The following is a 17,532-nucleotide window of genomic DNA, read 5'->3' on the forward strand; positions in this document are numbered from 1 at the left end:
CGGGTTCGGTCGCAATCGCTTTCGCGGTGATCGCGATTGTGTCGTTCCGCACGGCCGCCGGTGCCGGTTGTGGTGCGAAGCGAGCACACGAAATCGAGCTTCTTCCGAGAATACGACCTTAGAGAAGTTTCGCGCCTGATATCAATCTGTGGTTAAATGGCGAGCTCGTTCTTTTGATGATTCAATCTCAAGATGGTCTTTCAGCTGTCATGTCCTTTTCAGATTTCGTTTATCGTCCCTTCGAAACCCTGATCCGGCCCCTCGAAATCCCCCATGAGCGCCTGCCCTCCCGCGGCCCCTTCGTGCTGCTCCTGCACTTCATTAGAATGTTCCGGGGGGTTCTGATTTCCATCTCCGTGTTTGCCATGCTGGTGGAATGCATCAACCTTTTCCTGATCTGGAGCCTGTCGATCATCGTTGACGGCGTCGCGGCAAACGGAGCCGCAGCCTTTCTCCACGATCGGTGGCGCCTGCTTGTGGCCATGGGAATGCTGCTATTCCCGGTTCTGCCTGTCTTCGCATTTTTCGCCAATACGCTTGCCTCGCAAGCGGTCGCGGTCTGCATGCCGGTGGCAATTCAATGGCAGGGGCATAAAGCCGTGGAAAGGCAGGACCTCGGGTTCTTCCATGATCTTTTTGCCGGCCAGGTGGCCTCGCGCCTGTCTCAGGTTGCATCCGCGGTCCAGCAGCAGGTCGTCGTAGCCTTTCAGGCGATCCCGCATTTCCTCGTGCAGTTTATCGGGTCGCTGTTCCTGCTCGGGACCGTGGCCTGGCCGCTCGCGCTGCCGGTCCTTATCTGGATTACCGCCAGCGTTGTCATTGCCGTGATCGCGGTTCCGCATTTCACCGAGCGCTCCCGCCGTTCGGCCCGCCAGCGCAGCCTGGTCGTGGGTTCGATGACCGATCTCTACAGCAATATTCAGATGGTGAAGCAGTTCGCCGCGGAAGACAGCGAAGCAGGCGCCTTGCGCAACGTTTTCGCAAAGGTCGTGGAAACCCAGCAGAAAGAACGGCGTATCTACCTGACGACCGACACCGGCATCACAACGCTCAATGTGCTCCTGTGGTTTGCCATGCTCACCGTCGGTTTCTGGGGCATGATTGCCGGGTTTGTCAGCACCGGCCAGTTCGTGGCCTCGCTTTATATCACCCAGCGCCTGTCGGGAAATGCCCGCGCATTTCTGCAGATGGGCCAGCAGATTTTCCAGGCCGTCGGCACCATTCGTGATGCCATGCCGGTGATGACAACGCCGCCAACCATCAACGATGCACCGGAGGCGTCGCCGCTGGTCGTTTCGCGCGGCGAGATCCGCTTCGAGAATGTCGGCTTTGCATATCGCGCCGACCGAAAGGTTCTCGATAGCCTGACCTTGAACGTTCGGGCAGGCGAGAAGGTGGGATTGGTTGGGGTTTCCGGGGCGGGCAAGACGACGCTGGTGAGCCTGCTTCTGCGGTTTTATGATCTGACGAGCGGTTCGATCCTGATCGACGGCCAGGACATTCGATCGGTCACACAGGCAAGTCTCAGGGAAAAGATCGGCGTCATTTCACAGGATGTCGCCCTGCTGCATCGCTCGGTCGGAGACAACATCCGCTACGGAAGGCCGCCTGCGTCGCAGGAGGAAATAGAACAGGCGGCCAGGGCCGCCCAGGCGGACGGTTTCATCGCCGAACTGACCGACGGCGAAGGGCGCAAGGGATATGATGCCTTCGTCGGTGATCGCGGTGTCAAATTGTCCGGCGGCCAGCGGCAGCGCGTCGCCATCGCCAGGGTCCTTCTCAAGGACGCACCGATCCTCGTGCTCGACGAGGCGACCTCCGCGCTCGACAGCGAATCGGAGGCAGCCATTCAGGATAAGTTGGCCGTGCTGATGAACGGCAAGACGGTGATTGCTATCGCTCATCGGCTGTCGACGATCGCCAAGATGGATCGGATCATCGTTCTCGACAAAGGCTGTATCGTCGAGGAGGGTACGCCCGATGAACTGCTGAGCCGCGACGGCCTTTATGCCCGGCTCTGGAAACGGCAGACCGGTGGTTATATCGCCGATGCTGATGGCAGCTAGCGCATATGGGTACCTTGCGACGACGGCTTGGCAAGGCAAGCCGTCGTCAGGTACCATCCAGGTTTAGTTGCGGTTGCGCTACCGCCACCCCAGCCCCGGCGCCACATGCTTCAGAATGCTCTCCAGCACATGCGCATTGTACTCGACACCAAGCTGGTTCGGCACGGTGAGCAGCAGCGTATCGGCCTCGGCGATCGCCTCGTCGGCCTTCAGCTGTTCGATCAACCTGTCCGGCTCGGCGGCATAGGAGCGGCCGAAGATCGCCTGGGTCTGCGGGTCGATATTGCCGATCTGGTCCTGGCTTTCGCCGCTGCCGCCGAAATAGGCGCGGTCCGTGTCGTTCATCAGCGCGAAGATGCTGCGGCTGACGGAGACGCGCGGCTCGTGGGCGTGGCCGGCTTCCTTCCAGGCCTCCCGGTAGATGCGGATCTGCTCGGCCTGCTGGATGTGGAACGGCTTGCCGCTCTCGTCGGTCTTGAGCGTCGAGCTCTGCAGGTTCATGCCGAGCTTGGCGGCCCAGACGGCGGTCGCGTTGGAGCTCGAACCCCACCAGATGCGGTCGCGCAGGCCCGCCGAATGCGGCTCCAGGCGCAGCATGCCGGGCGGGTTGGGGAACATCGGCCGCGGATTGGGCTTGGCGAAACCTTCACCGCGCAGCACGTCGAAGAACACTTCCGCATGGCGCCGGCCAAGATCCGCGTCGGTCTCGCCTTCCGCCGGCTGGTAGCCGAAATAGCGGAAACCGTCGATCACCTGTTCCGGCGAGCCGCGGCTGATGCCGAGCTGCAGGCGTCCGCCGGAAATCAGGTCTGCGGCGCCTGCGTCTTCCACCATGTAGAGCGGGTTTTCATACCGCATGTCGATGACGGCGGTGCCGATCTCGATGCGCTTCGTGCGTGCACCGACGGCGGCAAGCAGCGGGAAGGGCGAGGCGAGCTGCCGCGCAAAATGGTGGACGCGGAAATAGGCGCCGTCGGCACCAAGTTCCTCGGCCGCTACCGCGAGGTCTATGGATTGCAGGAGGACATCGGATGCCGACCGCGCCTGCGACTGCGGCGAGGGGGTCCAGTGTCCGAAGGAGAGAAAGCCGATCTTTTTCATTGCGTTACCACCGTGAATTTGCTGTGTCTGAAGTTACACGTTAGATGGCATCTCGACCGCGACATGAACAGTCGCCGCCCTGTGAACAGTGCGTCCGCTTACCGCGCCGCCTGCGGATCGACCCAGCCCATCCAGGTGGTGAAGGCAAGCAGCGGCGAGCCGAAGAAGATCAGCACCAGCATATAGGCGACAGCGACGCTGCCGAGGACGAGCATGCGGGGAGTGAGGTATCGTTTCATCGTTGAGTTCTTCCTGCTTTGGAGTTCGTGCCCGCCACCGGCCTATTCCGCCGCCGGGACGCCGCGCAGGACGACGCCGAGGTCGTCGCTCTCGCGCACCTTGCGCAGCTGTTCTTCGGCCTGCACCGCTTCGCGCTGGCGGTTCCACATCGAGGCGTAGAGCCCGTTCTGTTCGAGCAGTGAACTGTGCGTGCCGCGCTCGGCGATCAGCCCGCCGCGCAGGACGATGATCTCGTCGGCGCCGATGACGGTGGAAAGCCGGTGGGCGATCACCAGCGTCGTGCGGTTCCTGGAGACCACGTCGAGTGCCGACTGGATCTCGTGCTCGGTCGTGGTGTCGAGCGCCGAGGTCGCCTCGTCGAGGATCAGGATCGGCGGGGCTTTCAGCACCGTGCGGGCGATCGCCACGCGCTGCTTCTCGCCGCCGGACAGTTTCAAGCCTCGCTCGCCGACCTTGGTCTCGAAACCGTCCGGCAGAGCGCTGATGAAGTGGCCGATCTGCGCCACGTCGGCGGCGGCCAGCACCTCTTCCTCGCTGGCCGTTGGCCGGCCGTAGCGAATGTTGTAGGCGATCGTGTCGTTGAACAGCACGGTATCCTGCGGCACCATGCCGATCGCCGCGCGCAGCGAATGCTGCGTCAGGTCGCGCACGTCCTGCCCGTCGATGGTAATCGAGCCGTCCTGGATGTCGTAGAACCGGTAGAGCAGGCGCGAAATGGTGGACTTGCCGGCGCCGGAGGGGCCGACGATCGCCACCGTCTTGCCGGCCGGCACGTCGAAGGAGACGCCCTTCAGGATCGGCCGGGCCGCATCATAGGAAAAATGCACGTCCTTGAAGGAGATCGATCCTTGCGCGATGTCGAGCGGCTTGGCATCCGGCCGGTCGACGACCTCGGGCTGCACTTCGAGCAGCTCGAACATCTGCTCGATATCGGTCAGCCCCTGGCGGATTTCGCGATAGACGAAGCCGATGAAGTTGAGCGGCACGGAAAGCTGCAGGAGCAGTGCGTTGACGAACACGAAATCGCCGATCGTCTGCTCGCCGCGCTGCACGGCAAGCGCCGACATCACCATCATGACAGTCGTGCCGAGGCCGAAGATGACGCCTTGGCCGAAGTTGAGCCAGCCGAGAGAAGTCCAGACGTCGGTCGCCGCCTTTTCATAACGGGCCATCGAACTGTCGAAGCGCTTGGCTTCCATCTCCTCGTTGCCGAAATATTTGACCGTCTCGAAATTGAGGAGCGAATCGATCGCCTTGGTATTGGCGTCCGTGTCGCTGTCGTTCATCGAGCGGCGGATGGCGATGCGCCAGTCGCTGGCCTTCACCGTGAACCAGATGTAGAGCGCCACCGTGATCGCCGTCACCGCGACATACCAGAAGCCGTAGCTGACCCAGAAGATCACCGCCGTCAGCAGGAATTCGAGCAGTGTCGGCACGGTGTTGAGAATGGTGAAGCGGACGATCGTTTCGATGCCCTTGGTGCCGCGCTCGATGATCCGCGACAGGCCGCCGGTCTTGCGCTCCAGATGAAAACGCAGCGACAGCTGATGCATGTGCACGAAGGTGCGGTAGGCGAGTTGGCGCACGGCATATTGCCCGACCGAAGCAAACAGCGCGTCGCGCAGCTGGTTGAGGCCGACTTGCAGGATGCGGGTGAAATTGAGCGCGATGACCAGCACCACGGCGCCGAGCAGGAAGGCGGGCAGCACGCCCGCCATGTCCAGCTTGCCGTTCAGCGCATCCGTCGCCCATTTGAAGAAATAGGGTACCGTCAGAAGCACGAACTTGGCGAGGAACAGATAGAAGGTCGCCCAGATGACCCGGGCCTTCAGATCGGCGCGGCCCTCGGGCCACATATAGGGCCACAGGTTGACGAGCGTGCCGAGCGGATTGCTGGCATCCGCCGAAATGGTCTTCTTGGTATTCGCCATCGATGTCTCCGGAGCGGGCGCGGGTCAGCCGCATATGGAATTGCCTCTCGCTCCGACCTTCGGCAGGAGAAGCCGCTGGCCTCAAGCCGTCCCGCACCATCGCTGGGGGAAGCAGAAAGCCGGCAGCTTGCGTCCTTCTTCCCGTTCAAACGGCAGAGGGGTCCGCAGGACGCAGGCGGATGAGGGGCGTTCCCAAATACGACTGTCCCGATAACGGGCGCGTCAAAACGCCTCCCGCACATAAGGTCCGGCGGCGGATGTTGCAATGACGGTTTCGTGAAAGTTCTGAGGACGGCAGGGAGGCGGGGGCGGGATTTTCGCCCGCCCTCGGCCTGTCGTGTCACTTGGTGCTGGTAGAGGCGGCGGGCGTCGTCCCGGCCGCAGGCTTTGTCGGTGCCGGCGTCGGCCAGGAAATGTAATAGTAGGCCTCGCCGACCATGCCGAAATAGGAGCTGGCCCCGGTTGCCTTCTCGATATAGCTGCCATCGGCGTTGCGCACGAACTTGCCGCCGTCGTCCCGCGTCAGGCGGTCCTTCAGAAATTGGGTCCAGTCGGATTTATCGACCGAGGTGACGCTGGTCGAGGTCTGCTTGCCGTCGGTCATGTCCCAGGCGGTGATCTGGTCGCCGGCAACCGCGTCGGTCATCTTCAGTGTGCCGGCGTCGAGCGCCTTCTGCATCGCCTCGGCCATCGCCTTGCTGTCGGGGTTCGCCTTCAGCGCGTCCAGCTTCTCCTGCAACGCCTTCATGAATGCCTTGCTGGACATGTCGCCGACCGATCCGTCGCCGGCCGTCTCGTCTGGCGCGGTGCCGTTCATCGTCCGCTGCAGCGAGGCGATCAGCGCCGCGATCTTGTCGTCCTCATAGTCGTCTCCGCCGTTGCTGCCCGGGAACAGCATGTCGGCAAGCGACGAGGAGGACGAGCCGGACGTCGAGCTGCCCGGCGTCCGGTTGTCGGAGACATCCTTGAATGCGTTGAGAGCTGCCTGAGAGGACCAAATCCGAATGGAATTAATGCTGGAAACCATTTTATTCTCCTGTCCGCGCGGCATGGATCAGAGCCGGAGATAATACGCGAGCACGCCGCCTGACCACCGCGGTATTCCCTCTAACCTGCGCGAGGCTGGCTGAAACGGAGCAGGCGGGCGCTTTGCCGCCCAAGGGCCTTTTGGGGAGGCTGGGATGGACGGGGACGTGAATGTGGCTAAGGGGCTGGGTCGTTTTCACGGGGCAGGGGAATCGCCCCCGGTTTCTTGGCAGGGAAGATGCGCTGGAAGAGTCTTTCGCTCCGCCGACGCGGCGCGGCTGGATTCCTGTGACGAGCACAGGAATGAGGGAGATAGGGGAGCTGTCCGCGATTATCTGCAACGCCTCAGACCTGGGTTCCTCTTTGCAAAAGCAACCTCGAAACCAGCTTCCGAAGACACATCGGATTTGGAGTGAAGGCTTGGGCCTAAACCACCCTCATTCCTGTGCTTGTCACAGGAATCCAGCGGCCGCGCGTCTGCGCGGCGGGGACTCTGTCCCAACGACTTCATAACGAATGCAGATGCGAGGCGATGTCCTCCCAATCCGGATTGCGTTCCTCGATCAGATTGAGTTTCCATTTCCGCGGCCATTTCTTCATCGTCTTCTCGCGGGTGATCGCGTCGACAAGGAGGTCGTATTCCTCGAACCAGACGAGCGTCTTGACCCCGTATTTCGACGTGAAGCCGGGTGTGAGTTCGTTCTGGTGTTCGTAAAGGCGGCCGGGGAGATCGCGCGTCACGCCGATATACAGCGTACCATTGCGTTTAGAGGCGAGAATGTAGACGTAACCCTTCATGGTTGAAGTGTGGCGCCGGCGATTATCGTGCGCAAGTGGTCTTTCGCACCGCCGACGCGGTGCTGCTGGATTCCTGTGACGAGCACAGGAATGAGGGAATTTGGAGAACCGCCGCAGTCCCAAGCAACGTCTCCGAAGGGCCGAAAGTGTTGCCCGCAAGGGCTTATCCGCCCCGCCCACTTAACCAGAGAAAGCGCCTTCCGCCCCTTACGACCGGCGATGCATCATCCGCTGGCGGTGGAGTTCTTCCGAGTCGGGCAGGGCCTCGTCCGGCACGCCAAAGATCTGGCCGGGCTGGATGACGTCGGGGTTGCGGATCTGGGCCTCGTTGGCGAGGTAGATCGTCGTGTAGCGCACGCCCTGGCCGTAGACGCGGCGGGAGATCTGCCAGAGCGTGTCGCCGCGGCGGATGATGACCGAGCTGCGTTCGCTCTGCGTCAGCGCCTCCTGCTGGATGGTGCGGGCGCCGCTGGCATCGGTTGCGGTCATCGGGGCGGCGGTGGCCACTTCGACGCCGTGCAGTTCGCGGGCAATGATCGGGCCGACGGCGCGGGCGATCATGTCGCCGATCCGCTTCAGGCCGGCGCCGACGCTTGCGACATCCTTGGGAAGCGCGTCGAGGGCAGCAGCCGCTGCCGCAGCGTTCTGGGCGGTGGTTTCGGCAAGCACGCGGGCGGAGGCCGCAGCGTCGGCCTGCAGCCGGTATTCGGAAAGCGACTTCAGCGCGATCGAGGTGGCGGACCGGGCGGCGACCATCTGTTCCGCCGAAGGAACGCGACCGTTGTCGTAGAGCCCGCGCAGCAGGTTGAAGGCGCGTACGGTTTCGTTGCGCAGCTTGTCGAAGGCGCCGCTGTCGGCCGCTGACATGCCGTTATTGGGGGCCTGCGGCGCCGCTACGGCGGCAACCTGATCGCCGGCCGGGCGGTTGAAGGGCACTTCGACCCGTACCAGAACCTGGCCGCCGGCTCCGAGCGCTTCGACGCCGATCCGGTGGTCGCCGACCGCAAGGTCGATCGCCCCTTCGATGACGAAACTGCCGTCCTGGCCCGCCTGGGCGGTGCCGATCGGCCGGCCGTCTGCCTGGCCGCGCAGCGACGTGCCAGCCTTCGCGCTGCCGGCGACGAAGATCTTGTTGCCCTCGATCTCGACGGCGGTGACGCGTAGTTCAGGCGCCGCCGCCCCCGGGGAGACGGGCGCCGAGACCGGGATGTTCGGCGCGGAAGACGCGAGAGTGGATGAGCCGGAGGGCGGTGCCGGCAGCGTCGCAACCGAGGTGGACGGCGCGGCCGAGGGTGCGGCAAGCGCTGGAGCGGAGCCGGCAGGGGGCGGGTTGGCCGCGGCCGAAGTCGCGCCCTGGGGAGCCGGAACGGCCGGCTGCGCTGCGGCCATGGAAGGAAGACCTGCAGCATCCGGGGTCGGCGTGGCGATCAGTCGGCTTGCCTTGCCGGGTTTGGTGACCATGGCAAGCAGCTTGCCGTTCTTGTCGGCAGGCACAGAAACCGTCGCGGTTTCTTCCGAAACGGTGGCCTTGCCGTCCTTGCCGGTGGCCTTCAGCACCAGTTGGTGGTCGCCGGGCGGTAGCGGTTTGTCGAGAATGGCGGCAAAATCGCCGCTCGGGCCGACATCGACCTTGGCGACGACCGTGGCGCCATCGGTGACCTCGAGCTTGGAATGGGGCGCGGCGCGGCCGGCGATCACTGTCGAACCGTCCGGCTCGACCCGCAGCACGTCGAAGGAGGGCGGCGCCATCGCCGCGGCAGCCTGAGTGGGGGGCGTCTGGTTTGAGGCCGCCTGGGAGCCCGCAGCGGGCGGGGCCGTCTGCGGCGCTGCAGCAGGGTCTGCCTGCTTTGCGGCATCAGGCGCCTTGGCTGCCTGCTGCGGTTCCGTCACCGCGTCCTTGACGGCATTGCCTGCGGCATTGATCGCGTCGCCGATCGGCTTTGAATCCTTGTTTATCGCAGGCATCACGAAGAACACCATCAGCAGCGATGCGATAGCCAATACGATCAGAGCCAGCCAGCCGGCGCGGTTTTTCATCATCAATGCCTCTCCCGACAGCTATAGCCATCGCATATTCGGATTAACCTTTTCCTCCCGCGTTCACAAGCTTTTCACACGATAAACCCTTGCTCTTCCGGGCATTTCCCGTCAATTTTGACGACCGGGGCTCGCTTTGGCCCTCCACTTGAAATGCCTTATGGAGAAAACTGTGCCGATTCGATCCATCTGCGTTTACTGCGGTTCGCAGCCGGGACGCGATCCCGCCTATATCGAGGCCGGCCGTGCGCTCGGAAAATCCATCGCCGCCCATGGGCTTCGGCTTGTCTATGGCGGAGGCACCAAGGGCATCATGGGTGCGGTCGCGGCCGGCGTTCTGTCGAACGGCGGTCAGGTCACCGGCATCATTCCCGAGTTCCTGGTCGACATGGAGGCCACGCGCCATTCGCTCGGCCAGCTCGACGAGCTGATTGTGACGGAGGACATGCATGCGCGCAAGCACAAGATGTTCGAGCGCGCTGACGCTTTCGTGACCCTGCCGGGCGGCATAGGCACGCTGGAGGAGATCGTCGAGATCATGACATGGGCGCAGCTCGGACGGCATCAGAAACCGATGGCATTTGCCAATATCGGCGGTTTCTGGGATCCGATGCTCGACCTCATCACCCACATGCGCGAACAGGGTTTCATCCACCGCGCGCATCTGGTCCAGCCGCTTGTCATCGCCAATGTCGAGGAGATCGTTCCGGCGATCCTCGAACAGGGCGAGGACCGCCCGCCGTCCGGCGGCGAGGAGGCTGTCATTTCAAGGCTTTGAGCGCCGGTGCTTAAGCTCTAGTCGACGATGAAGAGTTTTGCACCGACCGCTGTCGAGGAGCGGTGGGGCTCGGCATCGTCAGCCACCTGGTAACTCATGCCGGGCTTCAGCACGAAGACCCGGCCGTCGGCGAGTTCGGTCGTCAGCGCGCCTTCGAGGCAGAGCAGGACATGGCCTTTGACGCACCAGTGGTCGGCGAGATAGCCCGGGGTATATTCCACCATCCGCACCCGGATCTTCCCAAAATGGCATGTCTGCCAGGTCGCGAGCCCGGTGTCGCCCTTGTGTTCGGTCTTGGGCACCGTGCTCCAGTCGGTCGTGCCGAACGGAATGTCGCTGATCTGCATTCTTATGCTCCGGAAAGGGATTATCGGCCGCGCGTCTGTTTCAGCATCGACCAGGTGTAGACGGCGAGCGCCACCCAGATCAGCGCAAAGGCCCCGAGCTTCACCAGGCTGAGCGGCTCGTGGAAAGCGAAAACCGCGATCAGGAAGATCATCGTCGGCGCGATGTATTGCATGATGCCGATGGTCGAGAGTTTCAGGAGTTTTGCGCCATTGGCATAGATCATCAGCGGTGCGGCGGTGATGATTCCGGCGGCCATCAGGATGAACGTGTCCCACCCGGTCGAATTGAGGAGATGGCCCTGGCCGGTCGATTCCAGCCAGATCACATAGGGCAGACAAGGGATGCTGATCAGCAGCACTTCCAGGAAGAAACCCTGGTTTGGGCCGATCGGCAGGGTTTTCCGGAACAGCGCATAGAACCCCCAGGTGACGGTGAGCGCCAGCGAAACCCACGGCAATCCGCCCGCGTCATAGGTGAGGATCGCCACCGCCACCACCACGAGGCCGATCGCGGCAAGCTGCACCGGCGCCAGTCTTTCCTTGAGCAGGACGGCTGCGAGAAAGATGCTGAACAGCGGATTGATGAAATAACCGAGCGCCGCATCGAGCGCCCGGCCGGCGGCGACCGCCCATACATAGATGCCCCAGTTCGCCATGATGATCAGGGCGGTCAGGCATGCCATGGCAAGCATGCGCGGGTTCTGCACCGCCACCTTGAGATCGCCGGTGCGACGCAGGATGAGGAGAACGATTCCGGCAACCGGCACCGACCAGATGGCCCGGTGCGCCAGCACTTCGAGCGAAGGAATATGGGCAACAGCCTTTAGATAGAACGGCAGAAAGCCCCAAAGGAAATAGGCCGTCAGCCCGAAGGCGAAACCGCGTGGGGTATCCTCGTTCTTCGCTATTGTCGCCGGGGCGATGTCGGTGGTCATGCGGGTGTTTCCGGTATGTTTGTTCTGGTTATCCCCCGTTTAAACGAATAGGTTGAGCCGGACCAATTCATTTCATTGAAGAACCTATCGTTTGTCGCGATTCTGTCGGCTTGGCTTGCGATAGTGATCGCTTGTCAGAACGGAGGAATTGGATGGATTTCGAAAACCCGCCGCTGCACCGGCAGATCTACGCCCGTCAGATCCTGGCGAAGGCCGGCGTGAGGGCAGACGCCCGGCTCCTCGCCGCCTTCGCCAAGGTGCCGCGCGAACAATTCGTCGGCCCGCCGCCCTGGGTCTATAACGACTTTCGCAATTACCGCGAACTCGCCTCGACTGATCCGTTGGTTCTCTACCAGGATCTGCTGGTCGGCCTGGACACGGCGCGCGGCGTCAACAACGGCATGCCGTCGCTGCATGCCGGGGCCCTTCACGCGCTCGGCATCCGCGATGGCGAGACCGTCGCTCATCTCGGCGCCGGGACCGGATATTACACGGCGATCATTGCCGAGCTGGTGGGGCCGTCGGGCCGGGTGGTCGCCGTCGAATACGACGAAGCCCTCGCGGACAAGGCGCGGCAGAACCTGGCGGGTTACGCAAATATCGAACTCGTCTGCGGCGACGGGACCGAATGGCCGAAGGAGGATGCGGACGTGATCTACGCCAATTTCGCGCTCGACCACCCGCCGGCCGCCTGGATCGATAATCTGGCGGTCTCGGGGCGCACGCTCTTTCCGCTCGGCTTTCCGGCGATCGACAATGGCCGGCGGAGCGGCTTTACCCGTTCTGCGGGTTTCCTGATGATCGACCGGCGTGCGTCGGGTTTCGGCGCCAAATTTCTGCAGCCGGTCTCCTTCGTTTGGGCGGAAGGCCAGCAGCCACCTCCGCCAGGCCGTCACGACGGGCTGGCGGAAGCCTTCCGTTCCCGCCGCGGTTATCAGGTGCGCAGCCTGCGCTGGCGGGAGCCGCCCCAGGAGGGCGAGTGGTACGGCGAGGGGGATTGGGGGCTGAGTTTCGAGGAGGTGTGAGGGCCAAAGTTCCTGATCCTAGGCGCCCGAAACGAACATAGCAATGGATTGAAAATTTCAGGCTCAGGGACTTGATCATTTTAGGTCGACTGTCCTAGAAGAGGATTAGGACAATTGCCCTAATCCGTGAAGCCATCGCTTTGCACCCGGGCAACAGCAAACAGGGTTGCCACGTTGAAGGGTATGGACACACGCAATCAGATCGTAGACGCCGCTGATCGGCTCTTCTACGAGCGCGGGTACGACGTAACGTCGTTTGCCGATATTGCCGAATGCGTGGGCCTGTCGCGCGGCAATTTTTACTACCACTTCAAGACGAAGGACGAAATTCTCAACGCGGTGATCGCCCTTCGTATCGCCAACACGCAGAGAATGCTGGAGGCATGGGAGGCTGAAGGCGGGACAGCTGCCGACAGAATCCGAAGCTTTATCAATATCCTCATCGTCAACCGAACGAAGATCATGGCGTATGGCTGCCCGGTCGGATCGCTCTGCAACGAACTCGCCAAGCTCGATCATGTCGCCCAAACCGACGCCGCATCACTTTTCACCCTGTTCCGCGAGTGGCTCGCTCGCCAGTTCCGCGCTCTGGGCCGGGAAATCGATGCCGACGCGCTCTCCCTACATCTCCTGATGCGAAGCCAAGGTGTATCGGCGCTCGCCACGGCGTTCCGCGACGAAACCTTCATCCGCCGCGAAGTAGATGCCATGCAGACGTGGTTGGAGGCGCATATCTCGGAGCGGCCGCTCGCTACCCAATCCGTTTCATCACGAACCGTCTGAAGGAAAACCGGCATGTTCATCGTCACCCTGAAGTTCGCCGACAAGGCAAGGGCTCCGCAATTCATGGAAGGGCACAATGCCTGGATCAGAAAAGGCTTTGATGACGGTGTTTTTCTGCTGGTCGGCAGCCTCCAACCGAATGCAGGCGGATCCGTGTTGGTCCACAATACCACACGGGCCGACCTCGAAATGCGTGTGACGGACGATCCTTTCGTTGCCGAAGGCGTTGTCAGCGCTGACATTCAGGAAATCGTACCTGGCCGTGTCGATGACCGGCTTGCATTCCTGAAAGCCTAGACACCAGGGGCGCCATCATCTCGTATGCGCGGCCGATTGTCTCCAACCCGAATCTCTGATCAATCAGGCGAACGGATGTCGGCGGAGGCGAAGGTCATGGCGGAGCAGGATCCCATCGAGGTTTCCGAACAGCGGATCGGACGCGCGGAGGCGCTTGGCTTTACGGCCGCCGGAGGCCCGGTGATCCTGAACGGCTGCATTCTGGAGGAAGCGGACCTGTCGGGGCTGGATCTCCAGCGCTGGGAATTCAGAAACTGCAGGATGACCACCGTCAATCTGCGGGCCGCCGACCTCGAAGGGGCAAAATTCGAGGGATGCCGGGGACCGTTCGCCAATTTTACGGGCGCCAACCTTGCGGAGGTGGAGTTCCGGAATTGCGACTTCAACAACGCCGCTTTCCTGGAAGCCAAAATGAACGACACCCGGTTCGTCGGCTGCAAGCTGACCGGTGCCAACCTGACGCGGATCGCCTCGCTCGGCCTGTCGTTCAAGGAGACCATCCTCGCCCAGGCGAGGCTTCCCGCATTGTCGTTCCGGAAGTCCCGGATCGAGCGGGTCGATTTCGGCATGGCCGATCTGTCGAAATGCGATTTTCGCGACGTCGTGTTCGACGGCTGCAGCCTGCGTGACACGGGGCTCGTCGATGCCAGGTTCGAAGGGGCCGATCTGCGCGGCGCGGACCTCGGCGGCCTGAAGCTGATCGACGCCAGGAAGTTCAAGGGAGCGACGATCTCGCGGCAGCAGGCCGGAGATATCCTGGCGGAACTGGGACTGAAGGTTCAATAGCCGGGTGCGGCATCCTCAGTCTCCGGTTCTTCCAGTCGTCTTGCAGGCGAGAAGGATTAGACGGCTACGCGCCGTGCTTCCTTGTCGGCCGACTTCCGGTCTGCGCCGTGCTTTTCGATGATCGCCTTCGCATCCTCAACCGAAATGCGATGCTTCTTGGCGAAGGGGATAGGCTGGTAAGGCTGGTCCGCGGTGTTTGCTTTTTTATCAGACATGAACGTCTCCGATCTCGATGCTCCGGCAGGATGCCGAAGCCTCTTTGGATTAATGAAACGGTGAGGGGGTTCGTTGCCAGGCGCTGCTGCGTCATTACCGCGAGCGGCTGCCTCAATGTACCGTCTATATGGTACGAAAGCCCCTGAAACACAATGGCCCGGATCGGGCCACAGGATTCGGGGCCGCCTGCCAACTCCTGCAGGGACGGTTTTTGCGCGAAACCTTCAGTATTTCTTCTTGCGGACGATCTTGTTGCCCTTTGGCCCGCTCAGCACGGGCGTTCTGTCGCGGTTTTCCGCAAGCAGGCTGCGCCAGCGTTCCAGGCGATCGGCGGAAAGTTCGCCTTTGGCAACAGCTGCCTGCACCGCGCAGCCCGGTTCGTGGGCGTGGGTGCAATCGCGAAACCGGCAATTCGGTGCCAGATCGGTGATCTCGGCAAACAGCGTATCGATGCCGTCGGTAACGTCGCTGACATAAAGCGTCCGAATACCCGGCGTATCGATCACCCAGCCGCCACCGGCAATCGCGTGCAGCGACCGTGCCGTGGTGGTGTGACGACCCTTTGCATCCCGTTCGCGAATGCTGCCGGTCTTCTGCATCGTGTCGGACGCATGCCCGGCGAGCGTGTTGACCAGTGTCGACTTGCCGACGCCGGAGGAGCCCACCAGTGCCACCGTTTTCCCTACGCCGCACCAGGACTTCAGCAAGGCAACGGCATCCGCAGTGCGCGCATTGAGGATGACCACCGGCAGGTCGCGCTGCAGCGCCTTTGCCTGCTGTTCGAAAGGGCCGGCATCTTCGATTGTGTCGGCCTTGGTCAGCACGATCACCGGATCGGTCCCGGCTTGGTTGGCCATGATCAGGTAGCGTTCCAGCCGTCCCGGGTTGAAATCGGCATTGCACGAGGTGACGATGAACAGCGTATCGACATTGGCTGCGGCAAGCTGCTGGCCATGCCCGCCTTCCGCACGCCGTTGAAACACGGTCTTCCGGTCGAGACGGCGCACGAGCATGCCCGTCAGCGGGTCGGCAAGAACCCAGTCGCCCACCGCAAAATCCGCGGTATTGCTATTGGGCGGAAGTTCGATCCCGACCGGTCCGCTGACACCGATCGCGTCGATGCGTGCCCGATGAACAGAGGCAATGCGCCGGACCAGGAGTTCGGTCTCGTCCGGCTCGACCTGAGCCGCAAAGAAATCGGACCAGCCAAGCAGTTCAAGCGATGAGGGCGGGTTGGAGCCGGTCAAGGTTCGGTACGAAAATTCGGGGACGCCGTCATGGGTGAGCTTTCCGAAGAGTGAGCGCGAGTGCCTCCGGAGAGGGTCCGCAGATATGTTGCGAAAGTGTCGGCTCTTGGCTGAGCCCGGACTGCCGTCCGTTCGTCATCGAGCCAGAGCATTAACCCAGCCTACCGCCGAAGTCGAGGAAGCGATCGGCATCGCATTGCATATGAGGCCCGACGGGACGCGATCCGGCGTTTGTGTTCTTCAACCTCACTCCGCCGCGATCTTGCCTGCCAGATGCCGGTTCTTCATCAGCTTGTAGATGACCGAATCCATCAGCGCCTGGAACGAGGCGTCGATGATGTTTTCCGAGACGCCGACCGTCCACCAGCGCACGCCGTCGCCGTCGGTGGATTCGATCAGCACCCGGGTGATCGCCTCGGTGCCGCCGTTGAGGATACGCACCTTGAAGTCCGCGAGCACCAGGTCATCGATCTCGTGCTGGTATTTGCCGAAATCCTTGCGCAGCGCCCGGTCGAGCGCGTTGACCGGGCCGTCGCCCTCGGCGACCGACATCAGCGTCTGGCCGTCGACGACGAGTTTCACCACCGCTTCGGAGACGATCTTGATCTTGCCATGCGAGTCGAACCGGCGCTCGACCATCACCCGAAAACCTTCGACCGAGAAGAATTCCGGAATGGTGCCGAGCGTGCGGCGGGCGAGCAGTTCGAAACTCGCATCGGCGCCCTCATAGGCATAACCGGTCGCCTCGCGTTCCTTGACGATCGAGATCAGTTGGTCGAGCTTCGGATCATCCTTGCCGACCTCGATGCCGCGGCGCTTCAGCGCGTTGATGAAGTTCGACTTGCCGCCCTGGTCGGAGACCATGACCTTGCGCAGGTTGCCGACGCTTTCCGGCGTCACGTGTTCGTAGGTGCGCGGATCTTTCAGCAGCGCCGAGGCATGGATGCCGGCCTTGGTGGCGAAGGCAGAAGCGCCGACATAGGGGGCCTGGTGGTTCGGTGAGCGGTTCAAGAGCTCGTCGAAGGCGTGGCTGAGGCGGGTGAGGCCGGTCAACCGCTCGGCATCGATCGCCGTCTCGAACCGTGTGGCGTAAGCGTCCTTCAGGGCAAGCGTCGCGATGATCGTCACCAGATTGGCATTGCCGCAGCGCTCGCCGATGCCGTTCAGCGTCCCCTGGATCTGCCGACAGCCCGCCTCGATCGCGGCGAGCGAATTGGCCACCGCCTGGCCGGTATCGTCATGGGCGTGGATGCCGAGCGAGGTGCCGGGAATGCCCGACGCGATCACCGCCTCGACGATGGCGCGGATTTCGCCCGGCTGGGTGCCGCCATTGGTGTCGCAGAGCACCACCCAGCGCGCACCGGCTTCATAAGCCGTCCTGGCGCAGGCAAGGGCATATTCCGGATTGGCCTTGTAGCCATCGAAGAAATGTTCGCAATCGACCAGCGCTTCCTTGGCAGCGCCGCGGGCGGCCTCGACGCTGTCGCGGATCGCCTCGAGGTTTTCCTCGTTCGAACAGCCGAGCGCCACGCGCACGTGATAATCCCAGCTCTTGGCGACGAAACAGGTGGCGTCGCTTTTCGCCTGCAGCAGCACGGCCAGCCCCGGATCGTTGGAGGCGGAAATGCCGGCCCGCTTGGTCATACCGAAGGCGACGAATTTCGACTTCGCCGTGCGTTTCTCCGAGAAAAAAGCGGTATCGGTCGGGTTGGCGCCGGGATAACCACCCTCGACATAATCGATGCCGAACTCGTCCAGCAGGTTGGAAATGGCGATCTTGTCCTCGACGGAAAAATCGACGCCGGGGGTCTGTTGCCCGTCGCGCAGCGTTGTGTCGAAGAGATAGATGCGTTCGCGTGTCATGGGTGCTCCTCCTGGAGCAAGATTATGCTGTTGGCGGCATCACCCCCCTCTGCCCT

Annotated in this window: 17 protein-coding genes; 6 read left to right on the forward strand and 11 right to left on the reverse strand. The window is 62.4% G+C overall.

Annotation, left to right across the window (positions count from 1 at the left end; genetic code table 11):
- Positions 1–209: 209 nt before the first annotated feature.
- On the forward strand, positions 210–2,066 hold the full coding sequence (locus ACZ9IU_RS07375; RefSeq protein WP_038541570.1) for an ABC transporter ATP-binding protein: 1,857 nt from the start codon (positions 210–212) through the stop codon (positions 2,064–2,066).
- A 78-nt stretch (positions 2,067–2,144) separates the two neighbouring features.
- Here ACZ9IU_RS07375 and ACZ9IU_RS07380 read toward each other — a convergent pair whose 3' ends face one another.
- From ACZ9IU_RS07380 to ACZ9IU_RS07405, 6 genes are all read right to left on the reverse strand, one after another.
- The gene (locus ACZ9IU_RS07380; protein WP_038541574.1) at positions 2,145–3,167 is read right to left on the reverse strand and encodes an LLM class flavin-dependent oxidoreductase; all 1,023 of its coding nucleotides are present in this window, start codon (positions 3,165–3,167) and stop codon (positions 2,145–2,147) included.
- Between the two features lie 98 nt (positions 3,168–3,265).
- The gene (locus ACZ9IU_RS07385; protein WP_157885094.1) at positions 3,266–3,406 is read right to left on the reverse strand and encodes a hypothetical protein; all 141 of its coding nucleotides are present in this window, start codon (positions 3,404–3,406) and stop codon (positions 3,266–3,268) included.
- Positions 3,407–3,448: 42 nt separating this feature from the next.
- On the reverse strand, positions 3,449–5,338 hold the full coding sequence (locus ACZ9IU_RS07390; protein ID WP_038541577.1) for an ABCB family ABC transporter ATP-binding protein/permease: 1,890 nt from the start codon (positions 5,336–5,338) through the stop codon (positions 3,449–3,451).
- Between the two features lie 340 nt (positions 5,339–5,678).
- On the reverse strand, positions 5,679–6,365 hold the full coding sequence (locus tag ACZ9IU_RS07395; RefSeq protein WP_038541580.1) for a hypothetical protein: 687 nt from the start codon (positions 6,363–6,365) through the stop codon (positions 5,679–5,681).
- Between the two features lie 506 nt (positions 6,366–6,871).
- The gene (locus ACZ9IU_RS07400) at positions 6,872–7,162 is read right to left on the reverse strand and encodes a GIY-YIG nuclease family protein (protein WP_038541582.1); all 291 of its coding nucleotides are present in this window, start codon (positions 7,160–7,162) and stop codon (positions 6,872–6,874) included.
- 207 nt (positions 7,163–7,369) lie between these two features.
- Complete coding sequence (locus tag ACZ9IU_RS07405) at positions 7,370–9,202, reverse strand: LysM peptidoglycan-binding domain-containing protein (protein WP_051899677.1); 1,833 nt, start codon at positions 9,200–9,202, stop codon at positions 7,370–7,372.
- A 157-nt stretch (positions 9,203–9,359) separates the two neighbouring features.
- Between ACZ9IU_RS07405 and ACZ9IU_RS07410 the strand changes: the two genes are divergently transcribed.
- Positions 9,360–9,977 carry an LOG family protein gene (locus ACZ9IU_RS07410; RefSeq protein WP_038541585.1) on the forward strand — a complete coding sequence of 206 codons (618 nt, stop codon included), beginning with the start codon at positions 9,360–9,362 and terminating at the stop codon, positions 9,975–9,977.
- A gap of 17 nt (positions 9,978–9,994) precedes the next feature.
- On the opposite strand, the gene ACZ9IU_RS07415 is transcribed toward ACZ9IU_RS07410, so the two are convergent.
- Positions 9,995–10,324 (reverse strand): DHCW motif cupin fold protein, encoded by a 330-nt coding sequence (locus ACZ9IU_RS07415; RefSeq protein WP_038541588.1) that lies wholly within the window; start codon positions 10,322–10,324, stop codon positions 9,995–9,997.
- Positions 10,325–10,344: 20 nt separating this feature from the next.
- Positions 10,345–11,259, reverse strand: a complete 915-nt coding sequence (gene rarD / locus ACZ9IU_RS07420; protein ID WP_038541591.1) for an EamA family transporter RarD — start codon at positions 11,257–11,259, stop codon at positions 10,345–10,347.
- Between the two features lie 152 nt (positions 11,260–11,411).
- Between rarD and ACZ9IU_RS07425 the strand changes: the two genes are divergently transcribed.
- From ACZ9IU_RS07425 to ACZ9IU_RS07440, 4 genes are all read left to right on the forward strand, one after another.
- A complete protein-coding gene (locus ACZ9IU_RS07425) occupies positions 11,412–12,284 on the forward strand; it encodes a protein-L-isoaspartate O-methyltransferase family protein (protein WP_038541593.1) in 873 nt (290 codons plus the stop codon).
- 183 nt (positions 12,285–12,467) lie between these two features.
- Complete coding sequence (locus ACZ9IU_RS07430; protein ID WP_038541596.1) at positions 12,468–13,067, forward strand: TetR/AcrR family transcriptional regulator; 600 nt, start codon at positions 12,468–12,470, stop codon at positions 13,065–13,067.
- 12 nt (positions 13,068–13,079) lie between these two features.
- Complete coding sequence (locus tag ACZ9IU_RS07435; protein WP_038541598.1) at positions 13,080–13,364, forward strand: YciI family protein; 285 nt, start codon at positions 13,080–13,082, stop codon at positions 13,362–13,364.
- Between the two features lie 96 nt (positions 13,365–13,460).
- Entirely contained in the window at positions 13,461–14,150 is a 690-nt protein-coding gene (locus ACZ9IU_RS07440) for a pentapeptide repeat-containing protein (RefSeq protein WP_038548990.1), read from the forward strand.
- 56 nt (positions 14,151–14,206) lie between these two features.
- Here ACZ9IU_RS07440 and ACZ9IU_RS07445 read toward each other — a convergent pair whose 3' ends face one another.
- The 3 genes from ACZ9IU_RS07445 to cimA all read right to left on the reverse strand — a co-directional run bounded on the left by ACZ9IU_RS07445 (position 14,207) and on the right by cimA (position 17,476).
- Positions 14,207–14,365, reverse strand: coding sequence for a hypothetical protein (locus ACZ9IU_RS07445; protein WP_172729950.1), 159 nt, complete (start codon positions 14,363–14,365; stop codon positions 14,207–14,209).
- A gap of 225 nt (positions 14,366–14,590) precedes the next feature.
- The gene (gene rsgA / locus ACZ9IU_RS07450; RefSeq protein WP_038541600.1) at positions 14,591–15,613 is read right to left on the reverse strand and encodes a ribosome small subunit-dependent GTPase A; all 1,023 of its coding nucleotides are present in this window, start codon (positions 15,611–15,613) and stop codon (positions 14,591–14,593) included.
- Positions 15,614–15,859: 246 nt separating this feature from the next.
- On the reverse strand, positions 15,860–17,476 hold the full coding sequence (cimA, locus tag ACZ9IU_RS07455) for a citramalate synthase (protein WP_038541603.1): 1,617 nt from the start codon (positions 17,474–17,476) through the stop codon (positions 15,860–15,862).
- Between the last annotated feature and the right edge of the window lie 56 nt (positions 17,477–17,532).

The sequence above is a fragment of the Mesorhizobium sp. USDA 4132 genome, assembly GCF_056279545.1.

Excerpts from the sequence above, each read along its gene's own strand:
- ACZ9IU_RS07430 (WP_038541596.1), top strand. The coding sequence starts at position 12,468 with ATGGACACACGCAATCAGATCGTAGACGCCGCTGATCGGCTCTTCTAC.
- ACZ9IU_RS07425 (WP_038541593.1), top strand. The coding sequence starts at position 11,412 with ATGGATTTCGAAAACCCGCCGCTGCACCGGCAGATCTACGCCCGTCAG.
- ACZ9IU_RS07405 (WP_051899677.1), bottom strand. The coding sequence starts at position 9,202 with ATGATGAAAAACCGCGCCGGCTGGCTGGCTCTGATCGTATTGGCTATC.
- ACZ9IU_RS07390 (WP_038541577.1), bottom strand. The coding sequence starts at position 5,338 with ATGGCGAATACCAAGAAGACCATTTCGGCGGATGCCAGCAATCCGCTC.
- cimA (WP_038541603.1), bottom strand. The coding sequence starts at position 17,476 with ATGACACGCGAACGCATCTATCTCTTCGACACAACGCTGCGCGACGGG.
- ACZ9IU_RS07395 (WP_038541580.1), bottom strand. The coding sequence starts at position 6,365 with ATGGTTTCCAGCATTAATTCCATTCGGATTTGGTCCTCTCAGGCAGCT.
- ACZ9IU_RS07415 (WP_038541588.1), bottom strand. The coding sequence starts at position 10,324 with ATGCAGATCAGCGACATTCCGTTCGGCACGACCGACTGGAGCACGGTG.
- ACZ9IU_RS07380 (WP_038541574.1), bottom strand. The coding sequence starts at position 3,167 with ATGAAAAAGATCGGCTTTCTCTCCTTCGGACACTGGACCCCCTCGCCG.
- ACZ9IU_RS07400 (WP_038541582.1), bottom strand. The coding sequence starts at position 7,162 with ATGAAGGGTTACGTCTACATTCTCGCCTCTAAACGCAATGGTACGCTG.
- rarD (WP_038541591.1), bottom strand. The coding sequence starts at position 11,259 with ATGACCACCGACATCGCCCCGGCGACAATAGCGAAGAACGAGGATACC.
- ACZ9IU_RS07440 (WP_038548990.1), top strand. The coding sequence starts at position 13,461 with ATGGCGGAGCAGGATCCCATCGAGGTTTCCGAACAGCGGATCGGACGC.
- ACZ9IU_RS07435 (WP_038541598.1), top strand. The coding sequence starts at position 13,080 with ATGTTCATCGTCACCCTGAAGTTCGCCGACAAGGCAAGGGCTCCGCAA.
- ACZ9IU_RS07410 (WP_038541585.1), top strand. The coding sequence starts at position 9,360 with ATGGAGAAAACTGTGCCGATTCGATCCATCTGCGTTTACTGCGGTTCG.
- ACZ9IU_RS07445 (WP_172729950.1), bottom strand. The coding sequence starts at position 14,365 with ATGTCTGATAAAAAAGCAAACACCGCGGACCAGCCTTACCAGCCTATC.
- ACZ9IU_RS07375 (WP_038541570.1), top strand. The coding sequence starts at position 210 with ATGTCCTTTTCAGATTTCGTTTATCGTCCCTTCGAAACCCTGATCCGG.
- ACZ9IU_RS07385 (WP_157885094.1), bottom strand. The coding sequence starts at position 3,406 with ATGAAACGATACCTCACTCCCCGCATGCTCGTCCTCGGCAGCGTCGCT.